General features: G+C 39.1%; 15 protein-coding genes. 5 read left to right on the top strand and 10 right to left on the bottom strand.

The window, feature by feature from the left end:
* The first annotated feature begins 106 nt into the window (after nt 1-106).
* Nucleotides 107-1,528: a YfcC family protein gene (locus E4N65_RS08830; RefSeq protein ID WP_253672858.1), complete on the top strand. Its 1,422-nt coding sequence runs from the start codon at nt 107-109 to the stop codon at nt 1,526-1,528.
* Between the two features lie 137 nt (nt 1,529-1,665).
* Here the strand turns inward: E4N65_RS08830 and E4N65_RS08825 are convergent, their stop codons facing one another.
* Both E4N65_RS08825 and murD read right to left on the bottom strand, forming a co-directional pair.
* On the bottom strand, nt 1,666-2,304 hold the full coding sequence (locus E4N65_RS08825; RefSeq protein ID WP_253672856.1) for a hypothetical protein: 639 nt from the start codon (nt 2,302-2,304) through the stop codon (nt 1,666-1,668).
* 79 nt (nt 2,305-2,383) lie between these two features.
* Nucleotides 2,384-3,814: a UDP-N-acetylmuramoyl-L-alanine--D-glutamate ligase gene (murD, locus tag E4N65_RS08820; RefSeq protein ID WP_253672854.1), complete on the bottom strand. Its 1,431-nt coding sequence runs from the start codon at nt 3,812-3,814 to the stop codon at nt 2,384-2,386.
* 167 nt (nt 3,815-3,981) lie between these two features.
* Here murD and E4N65_RS08815 point away from each other — a divergent pair, with 167 nt between their 5' ends.
* The 3 genes from E4N65_RS08815 (at nt 3,982) to E4N65_RS08805 (ending at nt 6,984) form a co-directional block, all read left to right on the top strand.
* Nucleotides 3,982-4,512: an adenine phosphoribosyltransferase gene (locus E4N65_RS08815; RefSeq protein ID WP_044015395.1), complete on the top strand. Its 531-nt coding sequence runs from the start codon at nt 3,982-3,984 to the stop codon at nt 4,510-4,512.
* 15 nt (nt 4,513-4,527) lie between these two features.
* A complete protein-coding gene (gene asnS, locus E4N65_RS08810; RefSeq protein WP_253672852.1) occupies nt 4,528-5,949 on the top strand; it encodes an asparagine--tRNA ligase in 1,422 nt (473 codons plus the stop codon).
* 123 nt (nt 5,950-6,072) lie between these two features.
* On the top strand, nt 6,073-6,984 hold the full coding sequence (locus tag E4N65_RS08805) for a DNA repair protein RecO (protein ID WP_253672850.1): 912 nt from the start codon (nt 6,073-6,075) through the stop codon (nt 6,982-6,984).
* Nucleotides 6,985-7,054: 70 nt separating this feature from the next.
* Here E4N65_RS08805 and E4N65_RS08800 read toward each other — a convergent pair whose 3' ends face one another.
* Nucleotides 7,055-7,444 (bottom strand): nuclear transport factor 2 family protein, encoded by a 390-nt coding sequence (locus tag E4N65_RS08800; RefSeq protein ID WP_044015401.1) that lies wholly within the window; start codon nt 7,442-7,444, stop codon nt 7,055-7,057.
* 131 nt (nt 7,445-7,575) lie between these two features.
* On the opposite strand from E4N65_RS08800, the gene E4N65_RS08795 reads away from it, so the two are divergent.
* Entirely contained in the window at nt 7,576-7,917 is a 342-nt protein-coding gene (locus E4N65_RS08795; RefSeq protein WP_044015404.1) for a winged helix-turn-helix transcriptional regulator, read from the top strand.
* Nucleotides 7,918-8,086: 169 nt separating this feature from the next.
* Here E4N65_RS08795 and E4N65_RS08790 read toward each other — a convergent pair whose 3' ends face one another.
* The 7 genes from E4N65_RS08790 to E4N65_RS08760 form a co-directional block, all read right to left on the bottom strand.
* Nucleotides 8,087-8,650, bottom strand: coding sequence for a hypothetical protein (locus tag E4N65_RS08790; protein ID WP_044015406.1), 564 nt, complete (start codon nt 8,648-8,650; stop codon nt 8,087-8,089).
* Between the two features lie 108 nt (nt 8,651-8,758).
* Nucleotides 8,759-9,769 (bottom strand): SH3 domain-containing protein, encoded by a 1,011-nt coding sequence (locus tag E4N65_RS08785; RefSeq protein WP_253672848.1) that lies wholly within the window; start codon nt 9,767-9,769, stop codon nt 8,759-8,761.
* A 581-nt stretch (nt 9,770-10,350) separates the two neighbouring features.
* Nucleotides 10,351-11,232: a DNA-methyltransferase gene (locus tag E4N65_RS08780; RefSeq protein WP_044015413.1), complete on the bottom strand. Its 882-nt coding sequence runs from the start codon at nt 11,230-11,232 to the stop codon at nt 10,351-10,353.
* Complete coding sequence (locus tag E4N65_RS08775) at nt 11,233-12,093, bottom strand: type II restriction endonuclease (protein WP_044015414.1); 861 nt, start codon at nt 12,091-12,093, stop codon at nt 11,233-11,235.
* Nucleotides 12,083-12,268 (bottom strand): hypothetical protein, encoded by a 186-nt coding sequence (locus tag E4N65_RS08770; protein ID WP_052185525.1) that lies wholly within the window; start codon nt 12,266-12,268, stop codon nt 12,083-12,085. Before E4N65_RS08770 ends, E4N65_RS08775 begins: the two co-directional genes overlap by 11 nt.
* A gap of 26 nt (nt 12,269-12,294) precedes the next feature.
* Complete coding sequence (locus E4N65_RS08765; RefSeq protein ID WP_253672847.1) at nt 12,295-13,242, bottom strand: DNA adenine methylase; 948 nt, start codon at nt 13,240-13,242, stop codon at nt 12,295-12,297.
* 228 nt (nt 13,243-13,470) lie between these two features.
* Complete coding sequence (locus tag E4N65_RS08760) at nt 13,471-14,514, bottom strand: hypothetical protein (protein WP_044015416.1); 1,044 nt, start codon at nt 14,512-14,514, stop codon at nt 13,471-13,473.
* Nucleotides 14,515-14,619 lie beyond the last annotated feature (105 nt).

Genomic DNA, 14,619 nt, shown 5'->3' with positions numbered 1-14,619 from the left:
ATTCCGGTTAGTATGACGTTGTCTTCTAACCGGAGCTTGCATCATATATTGTATAAAAACTGTATAATCATGCAAACCGGCTTTTAAATAAATTGGAGGAAAAAAAATGGGAAAAGATAAAAAAAAGAGGTCATCTCTCTCCGCATTCTCGATTTTGTATATCATCTTGTTTGTATTGGCGATAATCACATGGATTATCCCCGATGTTAAAAGTGCAACACTCGGAACCATCGTTATGGCATCCTACAATGGATTTTCCAATGCGCTTGACGTTTGTTTCTTCGTATTGGTACTCGGCGGTTTCTTGGGTATTGTAACAAAAACCGGTGCTCTTAACGCAGGTATTACTCACCTTGTAAAAAAATTAAAGGGCAATGAGCTTATCCTTATTCCGATTCTGATGACACTGTTCTCAATCGGCGGTACAACGTATGGTATGGCTGAAGAGACGGTTGCTTTCTACGGACTGTTGGCAGCAACGATGGTTGCAGCCGGTTTTGATTCGGTTGTCGGTGCCGCTACGGTATTGCTCGGTGCGGGTGTCGGCGTTCTCGGTTCAACGGTAAACCCCTTTGCAACCGGTATCGCTATTGACAGTATCAACAAAAGTTTTGAAGAACTCGGTATTCAGAGCAGCGTAAATAACGGTGTCGTTATTGCATTGGGTATTGTTCTCTGGCTTTCATCTCTCATCATTGCATGTGCATTTGTAATGTCCTATGCAAAGAAAGTAAAGAGAGATAAGGGTTCCACCATCCTTTCCTTGCAAGAACAAGAAATCATGAATGCGGAATTTACAAAGAAAGATACGGACGTTGCAGTTGAATATACCGGAAAAATGAAGCTTACAATGGGCATCTTCGCATTCGGCTTCTTCGTAATGATTATTTCCGTTATCCCGTGGGATAAGTTCAATGTAACTATCTTCGAAGGTTGGTCATCATTCTTAACCGGTGCTGCAATCGGTGAATGGTGGTTCGGTGAACTGGGTATGTGGTTCTTCATCATTGGTTTAATCATTGCATTTATCAATAGGTTTACCGAAAACGAAATCGTTTCCGCATTTATGGAAGGCGCAAAGGATATCATGAGCGTTGTTCTCGTTATCGCTGTTGCTCGCGGTGCTTCCGTATTGATGGGTGAAACCGGTTTGGATAAGTACGTTCTTGAACATGCTTCAAAAGCATTGGAAGGCTTGCCGGCATTTGCATTTGCACCGCTTTCATACATCTTGTATGCCTTGCTGTCATTCGTTATCCCGTCAACCTCAGGTTTGGCAACCGTATCAATGCCGATTATGGGACCGCTTGCACAGAACTTAGGCTACAACCCCGCTGTTATGGTTATGATTTTCTCTGCAGCATCCGGTATCCTGAACCTCTTTACCCCCACGAGCGGTGTTGTTATGGGCGGTCTCGCAAGCGCACGTATCGAATACAGCACATGGCTCAAGTTTGTCGGTAAAGTGCTTGCCGTACTGTTTATCGTCAACCTCGTCGTTCTGACTGTGGGAATGATGGTTCTTTAAAAATAAGCTTTGGGCGTAAAAGTCTGATACAATAGGCACCTAAAAATTTCGATTTTTCCGTGCCTATCATATTTAATAACAAAAACGGCCTATTAATCCGTTCGGATTAATAGGCCGTTTTGTATTTATACCTGCCGTTATTGATAAATCTCGATGGTAGCTTTATCCGTCAAAAGAAGTATAATCGGTATATCGATCATATATTCATCGTATAAATCCAGATAACCTACTTCGGTTGATTTTTTTGCCGTTTTCAGAAGAACTCTTTTGATGGACGGCATACATGTCTTGCTTATCAATAATTGGTATTTACTGCTTGCTAAAAATAATTGCAGCATTTCGTTGTCGGTTTTTGAATAATCATCATCTTGCAGCGAACCGACATAAATCGTCATTTTCTTTTTCCCATATTTTGGGATAAGGTCAATATCCTCTGCATTGATTGCTTTGAGTATGTCTTTATCTTTGTAGTTGATATTCATGTCGATTAGGTATCCGGCATTGACTTGATCGTTTATTTTTATCATTTTTGCACCGAATTGTTCGTATTCTTCCATGTCCGATGTGTTGAACTCAGCAAAAAGATCATCGTAATTGACGGATGGATTCCCCTGCATCGATGCCAACATCTCAATAACTGCCTTTGTGGCAGTGATGCTGATGGTGTTCTGCTCCGTCCCGTCGCTTTTACGGGTAATATGCTGCACGATATCGATACAGCCTGTCAAGCTGAGACAACATAACCCGATACAAATTAATAGTGTTATTTTTTTCATAGAGAACTCCTTCTCGTAATTCTATAAGGAGCTGGAGGGTATGTCAATCAAAAAAATAGGGTGGAGCAGTGCATCCGCATTAGACGTTGGGCCAGCATTGCCGCACTGCTTCTTTAAAGCGGAGACCGCGGTCGAACTCGTTTTTGAACATACCGAAGCTCGTAGCGCCTGGGGAAAATACAACGATTTCTTTTGCTGCAGCATTGTTATTTTGCAGTGCCGGTTCGCATTCTCTGCGGACTGCTTCGAGCAGTGTAGAAAGATCTTGAAAGGGACCGAAGTACGGGGTGTGTTGTGCTTGTAGTAGCGGTATTAATTTATCGGTACCTGTGCCGGCAAGTAAAAACAATGCTTTTGCCTTTTTAAGTTCCGGTGCAAGTGCGGTAAAGTCAAGTTTTTTGTCGGTACCCCCGGTGATGAGAATAACCGGCTTTTCAAAGGCATTCACCGCTGCCGCCGCCGCTTCGGGAATCGTTGCTGCAGAATCATTATAGAATTTGAAGTGTTCCGTTTCGTAAAAAAATTCAAGCCGGTGGGGAATACCACCGTAGCTTTTCATAACGGATGGAATCTGTTGCAGATCGGCGCCGTATAACGCAAGGGCAAGCGAGGCTGCCATGACATTTTGCTTGAGTGCTGCGCCGGGCACTGTAATTCGGGAGGGCAGCAGCAGACGGTCATCGCCCGGTGTCAGCCGTATGCGAGCTGAACCGTCGGAAGCTATCCATGCACCGGTGAGGTTCGGCGGCAACGGATGTGTACTGTACCAAAAAACCTGTCCGGCTGTTTCCTGCGCAAAAACCTTTCCCCAGCCGTCATCGTAGTTGCAGATTGTGTAATCGGTCTTATCTTGGTTGTGGTAGATAATTTTTTTGTCGGCTACATAGCGTTCCATCGAACCGTACCAGTTTTGATGATCGGGCATAATATGAGTGATAAGTGCTATTTTCGGTTTTAGCTGCGGACGGTGCGCAAGGTCGCCGAGCTGCCAGCTGGAAAGCTCCAACACAACCGGCGTGCCGGCGTGTGTTTCGGTTAAGAAGGTGAGCGGGCTTACCGTGATGTTACCGCCGAGGAATGCCGGTATGCCGCATTGCTGTAGTCCGTAGTACAGCGCACTGACGGTTGACGATTTTCCTTTACTGCCGGTTACGGCAAGCACCGGCGCATCACTCAGCTGTAAAAAAATCGAGATATCCGTTTCGATGCAGTGTGCTGCAGCAAGGTAGGGATTCCCCTCTAATTTTACGCCGGGATTTTTAATCACCATATCAGCCGTACGGAAATCTTCAATATTGTGGCCGCCGAGAGCAAAACGCACATTAGGATATTGCTGCAATTCTTCAACAGAAGGTGCAAGCTCCTCTTCGGTTTTCATGTCGGTTACGATCACCTCTTTTGCACCGTGTTCTGCAAAAAAACGCGCGGAAGCAAGTCCTCCACCGTTTAATCCAAGTCCCATAATCGTTACCGAAAGCCCTGCAATATCGTTCAAATTCCGTATCATCATTCGGCAATAATATCAAAAAAAAAGTATTTAGAAAAGAATGCATATTTTTGATTAGCATCTGCCAAATGTATCTTTTGGAAAAAATATGTTTTTAAATTGTCCTCAGCTGCAATTGCCGTGCTTCTCCTTGCCTTGACTATTATACCCTGTAAAGTTAAAATGTTAATATGAGAGATACATTGATAGATAGTGCCGTTCGCAAGATTCCTGATTTTCCTAAGAAGGGAATTTTGTTTTATGATATTACGGGGCTTCTGATAAATCCTGAAGCGTTTCACTATTGTTTGGATAAGCTTACGGGCTTTTATAAGGATGAAAAAATCGATGCGGTTGCAGCGATCGAATCGCGCGGTTTTATTTTTGCGGCTCCCTTTGCGGATAGACTCGGTATCCCGTTGATTCTTATCAGAAAGAAGGGAAAGTTGCCGGGCGATACCTATTCCTGCTCATACGACCTCGAATACGGGCAAGCAACGATCGAAGTGCACACCTCCGATATACAAAAGGGGCAGCGGATATTGCTGCTCGATGATCTCATTGCAACCGGCGGCACGCTGAATGCGGCGCGGAAAATGTTGAATCAGGGCGGCGCCGAGGTGGTCGGTTTTTGCGGCGTTATCGGATTGCCGTTTTTGCACTATGACAAGATTATCGGTGATTTACCGATTAAAACACTGATCGAATACGACAGCGAATAGGGATGAGATTTTAAAATGATTACATTAATTAAAGATATACTGACGCAGAAACCGGACGGGCAGGAGGTTGCCGTCTACGGATGGGTGCGTACCAAACGTGAGACAAAGAACCTCATTTTTATTCAGGTAAACGACGGTTCATGCTTTGCGTCGATTCAGCTCACCTTTGACCGCGATAAGGGGATCGATGCGCAAACCGAAAAAGAATTAAGCAGGATTACGACCGGCGCCTCAATTAAAGCTGTTGGTGCATTGATCGAATCTCCCGCATCGGGACAGTCGGTAGAAGTCGCCGCAAAAACGATTTTTGTGTACGGCGAGGCTTCCGGCGAAACCTATCCGCTGCAAAAAAAACGGCACACGTTTGAGTTTTTACGCGACATAGCTCACTTACGCGCCCGTACCAATACATTCGGAGCGGTTGCCCGTGTACGGAACCAAATGGCTTTTGCCGTACATAACTTCTTTCAAGAGCACGGGTTCCAGTACGTGCATACGCCGCTGATTACCGCCTCCGATTGCGAAGGCGCCGGCGAGATGTTTCAGGTAACTACGCTCAATATGCAGGAGATTGTCCGCAAAGCCTTAAAGGATAAAGTTGATCCTGCAACCTTCGCGGTTGATTACAAACAGGACTTCTTTGAACGCGAGGCATATCTGACAGTTTCCGGTCAACTTGAGATAGAAACGTATGCAACGGCTCTTTCACGGGTCTATACCTTCGGCCCGACCTTCCGTGCGGAAAACTCAAATACGACGCGGCACCTCTCCGAGTTTTGGATGATAGAACCTGAGATGTCGTTTTTCCGGCTTGAGGACAACATGGATTTAGCAGAGAAATTTGTTGTCTACCTTCTCAAATGGGCATTAACTCATTGCAGAGCCGACCTTGAATTCTTTAATGCACAGATTAAACCGGGTCTTATCGAAACGCTGGAACACGTGGTGGAGTCCAAGTTTACCCGTATCACCTATACCGATGCGGTGAAAGAACTTGAAAAACATGCTTCCGAGTTTGAGTTTAAACCGTTCTGGGGTTGCGATCTTCAAAGCGAGCACGAAAAATATTTGACCGAGCAGGTCTTTAAAGGCCCCGTTATCGTAACGGATTATCCCAAGGAAATAAAAGCCTTCTATATGAAGCAAAACGATGACGGTAAAACGGTGCGGGCGATGGATGTGCTGGTGCCGGGACTCGGCGAGATTATCGGCGGTTCCGAACGGGAAGACAACCTTGCCGCGCTGGAAACCCGTATGACCGATCTCGGCCTTGATGTCAAAAACTACTGGTGGTATTTGGATTTGCGCCGCTACGGAACCGTACCGCATTCGGGATTTGGGCTCGGATTTGACCGGCTGCTCCTCTATGTTACCGGTATGGCGAATATCCGCGATGTTATTCCGTATCCGCGGACTCCGAAATCTGCGGAATTTTAACCCCGGTAGCGTGGTGTACCGCAACGCTGCGTACTTATACGGGATGTACCGGTATGCAGCGTACCGGTACATGATGCGTTTGTATGTACCGTACTTACACGTTCCGACCGTAAAACCGGTAGTATGAGTAATCGTTCTTGGAATACCGAGGCGCTTGTGCTGTCGGTTTCTTCTTTTAGCAGCGACCACCGGAACGTGTTGCTCCTTGTGCCGCAGGAGCACGGGTGTACCATTGTACCGGCAACCCTGTTCGGCGGCGCGCGGAGTAAACTGCGGGGGATGGTTTCTACCTATCAGAGCGGGCAAGTCTGGCTCTATTCAAACCCAATAAAAAATTCAAACAAAATTACCGATTTTTCAGTGAGCGCCTACCGGATGGAGCTGCGCGAAAGTTTAGCCCGCAGCTGGTGCGCTGCCGTGTGCAGCGAAATCACGATAAAGACCTGCGGTACGGTGAATTGGCAGCTGGTAAACGCTTTTTTGGATGGGCTGTGCGTTTCCGACGATGAAGGATGCGAGCGCGGGCTCCTGCGCTTTTTATGGCGGCTGTTGCAGACCGCAGGCGTTGCCCCCGATATATTCCACTGCGGCACGTGCGGTATCGAGATTGCACGTAGCGCCGGGGTTGTAACCGGCAGTGCGGAAATTGTAAGCGTCGGTGCGGGGAGCGGCGGCAGGAGTGTAACCAATGCTACGGGGTGGAGGAACAGCGGCACATGCGGCGTCGAGATTGCAATCGACGCTGAAATTGCGGCAAACGCCGCGTCCTGCCCGGCGGAAACGTGTTGTGCCGTGTATAGCCCCGCAGAGGATGAATGCTTTTGTAGTGCCTGCCGCCGGTTCGATGCCTATACGTTTCCGCTTTCTGCAGAGGCTTTCAGGTATCTGTATGCCGTAACGGAAAAAGCTCCCGGCTATTCACGGCACTTGCCGCTCAGCCCCGCGGCCTATGGGGAGCTCAAGCGGTTCCTCTTCTTCTTAACCGAAAAGATGGCAGGGGCACCGCTCAAAACCTTTCAGATGGGGTATGTGTAATCATAAACACTCGCTTGATTTGCCGGTACGTTACTATGATACATGATCTATCACACAGAAAAATGTTATCTTAGCCCCAAAATTTGTCTTCTGCCGATTGTTGTTCGGCAAAAGTCCATACTTCTTGTATCTTGCCATTTTCTATTTTGAATAAATCGATCCCCGGATCATTGAGCTTATCCGCACCTTTCTCCGCTACGGAAACAACACTTGCAGCAACAAAACACTCGTTACTTGCAGCCCAATTGGTAATAACTTTAAATGTGCCGCCGCTCCTTTTTGCGAATTCTCCTAGACGCTCACCCAACGCCTGTTTCCCTATAATCGTACCTGAAAGCGAACTTTCGCCTCCCATGTGCCATACAACAGTATCGGACATTGTTGCAAAAGCTCCCGCAAAATCGCCCTTTTCCAGTGCATCTCGATAAGCATCAAAGACCTTCATTACTTCATGTTTCATAACATTCCTCCAGTAAATATTTAGAAGTTTCTCACTTCTCTAAGTATTATTATAGCCTTTAGTCTTGATTTTGTAAGTACGAACATTTATAATACATAGTATCAAATATAATACTTGAGAGGTTTTTTACAATGTCGATTTATGATAAGTGTCCTTTCGCTACTACTCAAAGAGTATTGCAAGGAAAATGGGCGATTATAATTTTATATCACCTGAGTACGGGTACAAAAAGGTTTAATGAACTCGAAAGATTAATGCCCACAACAACTCGAACTGTTTTAACAAGACAGCTCCGCCAGCTTGAAAGAGATAAACTAATCGACCGCAAAGTCTTTGCCGAAGTCCCGCCTCATGTTGAATACTCTTTGAGTAAATTGGGAGCTCAGTTTCAAAAAGTATTAGACGAGATTGAGGTTTTTGGTCTGAATTATATCGCCGAATTAAATAAAATACAAAAAGGAAAAAGCGAGTAGATTATGTGTGTTTTACTATATTATACTAATATATGATAAAAAATAATTAAATTTATCAAATTCAAAAATTGTCGCCGTTTTCAATTTATTCATATTTTCTTTGGTTATTTTATATTCATAAATTAAATCAGGATCATCTTTTATTACATCTGAAAAAATAAATTCTAATTTAAAAAAAATCAATTTCAGTATCTTCTGTACATATCAGATTTCCAGTTGTTTTATCAAAACAATGTATTTCTCTCTTATATCTATTAATCCTAAGATTTTCATAATTAAAAGTTACCATTGGATAATACAAACCTTTTCTAACCTTATTTCCAAATAAAATCAAAGTTACATATTTTTTTCCATTATCTTCGTAAAATTCTTCGTATCCATACTCTCGAGGTTTATATTTTTTATTTAATCTGGAAATATGACCGGTTTCATTTACAGTGTTCCAAGATAAAATCTTAGCTTTTTCAAAAATAATATCAAAATAAACTAACTTCTTTTCTTCTGAATCATAAGTCTTAACTTTTATTACAACGTTTCCATTAGTTTGTTTCAGATGGATTTTTGTATCATGCAAATATTTATATATTTTTATGAAATCAGATTTCTCAAAATTTTTTATTATACTCTTATTATATTCACGTAATGCTTTTCGATACTCATCATCATTGTAATCAGATAAATAAATATATTTTAAGAATTTTGATTTTTTTATATTTCCATAAGTTAATAACATTTTTAATCCTTTCTCAATACTTTGCATTGTGCACATAACATTGTTTTAAACGACATTGCAGATTGACCGCAATATCGGCTTTTGATATGGTGTTATGTGTTTTTTCAATTACAGTGAATCAACTTTTTTCTGATGTTCTTCCATAATCGGATCCCAATAATCACGATATTCCTGTTCGTATTGTGTGTTTTTTGCAGAAATCCCATACGCAATCAGTTTTGAAATTAGACAATATCTTAATTCAAAAAGACTTTGTGTTTCTTTCCAATAGCTAAAAACAGATGTGCTGACTCCTTTAATTATGTTTAGCGGTAAATTATCATCCGAATATGCGATTTTATATATTAAAGGCATTTTAACTACATCTGAATAATGCCAATGATGTCTATGTACAAAAGGCTTGTTTAAATATCGTTTACCGTTAATATAACACTGAGCCTCATCAATAGGCTCAATTTCCAAAATTTCTATTTCATCAATTGATTTCGGAATATACCAATGAATTTCTACCTGATGATTATTCAACACTTTCCATGTGCTTTGGTTGTCGTCATCGCCATAGTTTTGGAAAAACCAAGCTTTATCGGAGTCAACAACTTCTTTGTCCTTTAAATCCGGCTCTCTTGATCTTGAATAGGTGTAGGTATACTTTGTATAAAAATTAAAGTGATTATCTTCTCTATAACCTTCACTGGAATATGTGTTCTTATCCGGAAGAGACCAGTTTCCGCATTTTAAATATTCTTTTAATTGATTTGCCGTTTTTGGTTTAATAAATTCAAGTTGAAAATGCGATAAGTAACCGCCGAACACCCAACCGTATTCAGCTTTATCGTCTTTCCATTCATAAGGCGAAATTAAAATTTCAAGCCATGGGGCCATAATTTCGTCGATTGTTTCTTCTTTCCCAATAGCAATAATTTTTACAGGTAATCTGTGCGGTAATCCGCAAAGACGATTTGATTTTAAAGACGGATAGCCTCTCACTTTTAATCCTTCTTTTGAATTAACATACATTGTATCAATCACTTTGCCGTTTTCATAAAAATTATTTTTGTCCGCAAAAACCGATGTAATTATTAAAATCAATACTAATAAAGTTAAAAAAAATTGTTTCATATTTTTTTTCTCCAAAATTACGCCGTGTAATGTACACATAACTACTGCTTAGCCTGCATTTGCTGCAAAGAAAATATCGGGTTGAAACAGGTGTATTTTATTCTTTATAGTTATAGAAAACATAATCTGAATATCTATTTTTCAATATCCATTCATCTCTTGCTTTTATGCATTCTTTACATATATATTTTTTTCATATCTTTTCTCTTTAACTACACAACCTCCAAGTATAATATCATTACAATTTGGAAAATGATTTTCCCTAATATTTTCTACATAATCAAGATCAAGGAATTTTATAAGTCCGTATAAGATTGGTATATTATGTTTTTCCATTTTGCATTTATGTATAATACAAAGATGCATATCATTAGCGGAAATAATATTTTTTCTTTATCAATCCATATTAGTTGAGATGCTGTAAATTGTACTAATAGAAATATTATGATACTAATTTCAACTTTCTTCATTCTTTTCTTTTACCCAATCGCCCCAGTGTGGGCGTCTACATATAACTTCTCGTTTAATCTGTATTTGCGGTTTGTCTGCAATGTCAGGTTGAAGCAGGTGTTATTGTGTTATTATTCTATCAGTAAATCAATACCGTAATAGATTTTCGTTTCTCGTATTTGAATAATATCATTTATTTTCCGATCTGAATACTTCAAAATTTTTTCTCTATATTGAGATTTTATTTTTATATCCTCTATTTCTTTTCTTCTTTTAACAGACAAATCAAGAAAGCCTATGTCTTTATCTATTCCTAAAAAATTTCTTTCTAAAAGATTGGCAGCGATTCCAGTTGTTGAACTTCCCGTAAAAGGGTCTAGAATCCATGCATTTTCTTTTGTGGAAGCAAGAATTATTCTTGCAAGTAAAGGTAAAGGTTTTTGAGTTGGATGTTTGCCAAATGCTTTTTCCCATCTTGCGATTGCCGGTAAAGTCCAAATATCCCTCATTTGTGTTCCGCCATTGATTTCTTTCATAAGTTCGTAATTGAAGTAATGTTTTGATTTCTCAGATTTCCTTGCCCATAAAATAAATTCTGTAGAATGTGTAAAATAACGACAACTCAAATTGGGTGGCGGATTTGTTTTTTGCCAAGTTATACAGTTTAGAATTTTATAGCCGATTTCTTTCATAGACTGAGCGATTGAAAAAATGTTGTGAAATGTTCCTGAAACCCAAATTGTTCCAGAATCTGATAATTTTTCTCTGCACAAGGAAAGCCATTTTTTGTTGAATTCGTTATCTGCTTCAAATCCTTTTGATTTGTCCCAGATACCTTTGTTTACAGAAACTTGTTTTCCAGATTTAACAGAAACGCCATCATTACTTAAAAAATAAGGCGGATCTGCAAAAATCATATCAAATTTAAAATCGAATTGAGGCAATATTTCTGTACAATCGGCTTGTACCAATGTGAAATCATGATTTTCTGATTTAAAATATGATTGAAGCATTTATTTGAAAATTTCTTTCATTACACCATTTTCGATATCGGCAATGTTGTAAATTGTATCTAATACATCAAATGTTTCTTCTAAATTATGGCGGGCACTTTTCCAGCCTGAACCATCTGTGAACCAAACAAAAGTTACGCCTTTAATTGTTGCAACTTCATGGGCGAGTGTCTTATAGCTTCTTGAAGTTTCATTAAGTTTCGAACCTCCTGAACCATAAAAGTTTGTTTCGATTACATAAATTTGCTTGTTAGTCTTTACAACATAATCAAAGCGTTTTTCCATTTTTCCTTGATTTGAAATTGCAGATAAATCAGTATTCCACTTTTCTGTAATTTCATGGATGTACATTTCTTTGAAGTAATTTTTATCTTTAATAAAACCTGCTCTTTGAATGTAACTTTCAATCAAGTCTTCCATCAAATGACCGCCACGATTTTTGCGGCCATTTGAATCTAGCCCAATTTCAACACCTGTAACATAATCAAACAGATTGCTTATTAAATGGTTGGCAAGCAAGTCAAACAATCCTGATTTTTCCATAAAATTTACATATTCTTTTGCTGTGTAATTTGCTTTTACAAAATTGAATGAAAAACTTCCGTTTATGTCTATTACAGGAATTTTTGAAGTTCTTACAGCAAGCAAAATCGGAATACATTTTAAAGTTTCAGGATATTTTGTAAGAATTGCTTCGAAATCTGATTTTATATTTTTGGAACCGATAAGAGAATTTAAAATACTAAGTTCAATTTTTATAGAATCCACATTTACGAAAACTTTTTCAAAGTCTATGTAATATGAATAAGTTGCAATACTTTCCCTAAAAGTACGAAACCATAGATTAAAATTACGCTTCATTTGAAGTTTCATTCTCATTGTTTATAGGAAAACGACAATCTCTACAGTAGGATTGAGGTATGATTTTACCATTCCCCATATTCCGATAACCAAAAAGTTCTTCAATCTGAGCTTTACCTATCGCTATTTTTTCACAATTAGGGCATTTTGCATAATCATCTTTTCCGTATGGCATTTTTTATAGTACCTCCAAATAAAAAATTATAAGCAAGCAACTATTAATTCCGTAATTTTACCACGTTCGCTTGCCTTGCTGTTTATCATGCGTGAAGCATTTACTCTATGAATCTGATACGGTCTATATAAATCGTCAAAAAAATTATCTTGAGAATTTACATTTTTGGGATCTGAATTACTAATCAAAATTTTTGCACCTTTCGCATGAATTTCGTTTACAAAGTTTCCAAGTTCAATCTGTTCTTTATCACCGAATTTTTTTTCTGAATATGCTGTAAAAAATGAAGATTCTGTGAGCGGACGATAGGGAGGATCAATGTAAACAAAGGTATTTGAATCAATAAAATTTTTAGTTTGCTTGTAGTCGCCGGTTCTTATTTCTATATTCTGAAGAACGTCGCTTATGGCAATCAAATTATCTTCATTGCAGATTGCCGGATTTTTATAAACGCCGCTCGGGACATTGAATAAACCTTTCGAATTTACTCTGTAAAGTCCGTTAAAACAGGTTTTGTTTAAGTAAATCATCAAAGCGGCTTTTTCTAAGGAATTTTCTTTAGCTTTTATTAAATCGTTAAATCTTTCTCGTTTTTTAAAATAAGTTGTTTTTCTTTCTTCTTGAGTCTGTTTCTGATATTGGTTTTGCCAATTTGAAAGCAAATTAATTAAGTCCTCTGGAGCATTTTTTATTTGATGATAACAGTTTGTCAGTTCAGGATTTATGTCATTTATTAAAATTTCTTTTGGGCGAAATTTTAAAAGTACATCAAATAAAACTGCCCCGCCACCAACAAAAGGTTCACAATATTTTTCAATCTTTTGAGGATAAAAATTCCCTATTTCGGAAAGCAGCTGACTTTTTCCACCTGCCCATTTCAGAAAAGGCTTTACATCTGTAATCGTACTTCTCATTTCTTTAATATAGCAAATTTTTGGATGTTTTTCTATAGCTTCTTTGTTTTCTCTTTTCAAGAGGAGGTTACCTCACTTTCTCCCATAATAGTCATGTCTCTCTCGGCGGTTCACTGCATAGCAGTATCACAGTAACATTCGCTTAACCTGCATTTGTACCTTTGCCGACGCGCTTAGCGGCGGCAAAGTTGGCACGAAAGTTGCATAAAAAAAGGGAGCCGTAGGCGACCGTCCAAGCAACTTCCGTGCCAAAACAAATGTCAGGTTGAAGCAGATGTTAGCTGATGGCTACTTAACTGTCCAAAAACTATTAAGGGTATGATTCGAATTCTGCCTTTCATCAATAAACAATTTATCATAATAATTATGAATATCATCCCATGTCATATTTTGTCTGATAGCACCATCTGGATTTAACCACATACAATTCATAAGATTATCAAAAACACATTCACATGTCCGCCTTGGGAAATTACTTAATAATGAGTTATAGAACGTATCGGTTGTTTGATAATGATGAGTATGTATAAATGGCTGCCATGTTTTTCTAAGTTCATCTTCTTTTTTGATATCTATTATTTCTATTTGTTCCAAATTTCTTTCTTCACTATTTCCCCATGCTTCTTTAAGCATTCCTATTGCTTCAATGTCTGATAGTGGGGCACTGTATCCAAATATCGTAACAATATACGCTTTCCTTAAATAATGTTTTAATACATTCCAAGAATCACGAGTATACAAATCACTATTATAATTTTTTTGCTTGATAGGATAAAGTAATTTTATTGGTTTCAATGGCTGACCACATACACTACATAAATTTGTAATTAATCCACCACGCTTATGCTCTTCACATAAACCAACTGCAACATTGCCATGTAAGAATGATAGTTCAGGTAGATTATCCGTGAATCGTAATGCTCTTTGGTATGCTTGCAAAAGTAATGGATCCCAATTAAATGTTGCAACTAAATCTTTCGATCTAAGTGAAAGTAATAATAAATCATATATAGTCGGCTCATTCGGTATTTTTAAATTACTAAAGTATTCATATATTGTGCTTTCAACTTCTAACTTGACATCACTCAATTCAGGTCTATCATATAATTCAGTATATATATCTTCAATATTGTCTGATTTTGTCTTTAAATCTACTCCTTTTATTAATTTTTCGAGGCAAAGCTTCTTTAGAAATCCATTCATAACACTGATTTTATTGTTGTTTAAATCACCATTTGGAATTGTGGCTACTGATGCACCAGCTCCAAGAATTACTATATGAGGTCTATTTTTCATTAGTTTCTCGTATTTCTCAATTTCTTCTTTTTTCATAATTTATCCTCTACCTCGAAAGTATTCAGCTAACATTCGCTTAACCTGCATTTGTGGCTTTGCCGGCGCGTAAAGCGGCGGCAAAGTTGGCGCAAAAGTTGCATA

Origin of the sequence: Treponema sp. OMZ 855 (assembly GCF_024181145.1) — a bacterium.
Classification (GTDB): Bacteria; Spirochaetota; Spirochaetia; order Treponematales; family Treponemataceae; genus Treponema.
This window is presented reverse-complemented; position numbering and strand designations above follow the sequence as displayed.

Coding starts and splice junctions, on each gene's coding strand:
- E4N65_RS08830 (WP_253672858.1), top strand. CDS start 107: ATGGGAAAAGATAAAAAAAAGAGGTCATCTCTCTCCGCATTCTCGATT.
- E4N65_RS08825 (WP_253672856.1), bottom strand. CDS start 2,304: ATGAAAAAAATAACACTATTAATTTGTATCGGGTTATGTTGTCTCAGC.
- murD (WP_253672854.1), bottom strand. CDS start 3,814: ATGATGATACGGAATTTGAACGATATTGCAGGGCTTTCGGTAACGATT.
- E4N65_RS08815 (WP_044015395.1), top strand. CDS start 3,982: ATGAGAGATACATTGATAGATAGTGCCGTTCGCAAGATTCCTGATTTT.
- asnS (WP_253672852.1), top strand. CDS start 4,528: ATGATTACATTAATTAAAGATATACTGACGCAGAAACCGGACGGGCAG.
- E4N65_RS08805 (WP_253672850.1), top strand. CDS start 6,073: ATGAGTAATCGTTCTTGGAATACCGAGGCGCTTGTGCTGTCGGTTTCT.
- E4N65_RS08800 (WP_044015401.1), bottom strand. CDS start 7,444: ATGAAACATGAAGTAATGAAGGTCTTTGATGCTTATCGAGATGCACTG.
- E4N65_RS08795 (WP_044015404.1), top strand. CDS start 7,576: ATGTCGATTTATGATAAGTGTCCTTTCGCTACTACTCAAAGAGTATTG.
- E4N65_RS08790 (WP_044015406.1), bottom strand. CDS start 8,650: ATGTTATTAACTTATGGAAATATAAAAAAATCAAAATTCTTAAAATAT.
- E4N65_RS08785 (WP_253672848.1), bottom strand. CDS start 9,769: ATGAAACAATTTTTTTTAACTTTATTAGTATTGATTTTAATAATTACA.
- E4N65_RS08780 (WP_044015413.1), bottom strand. CDS start 11,232: ATGCTTCAATCATATTTTAAATCAGAAAATCATGATTTCACATTGGTA.
- E4N65_RS08775 (WP_044015414.1), bottom strand. CDS start 12,093: ATGAAGCGTAATTTTAATCTATGGTTTCGTACTTTTAGGGAAAGTATT.
- E4N65_RS08770 (WP_052185525.1), bottom strand. CDS start 12,268: ATGCCATACGGAAAAGATGATTATGCAAAATGCCCTAATTGTGAAAAA.
- E4N65_RS08760 (WP_044015416.1), bottom strand. CDS start 14,514: ATGAAAAAAGAAGAAATTGAGAAATACGAGAAACTAATGAAAAATAGA.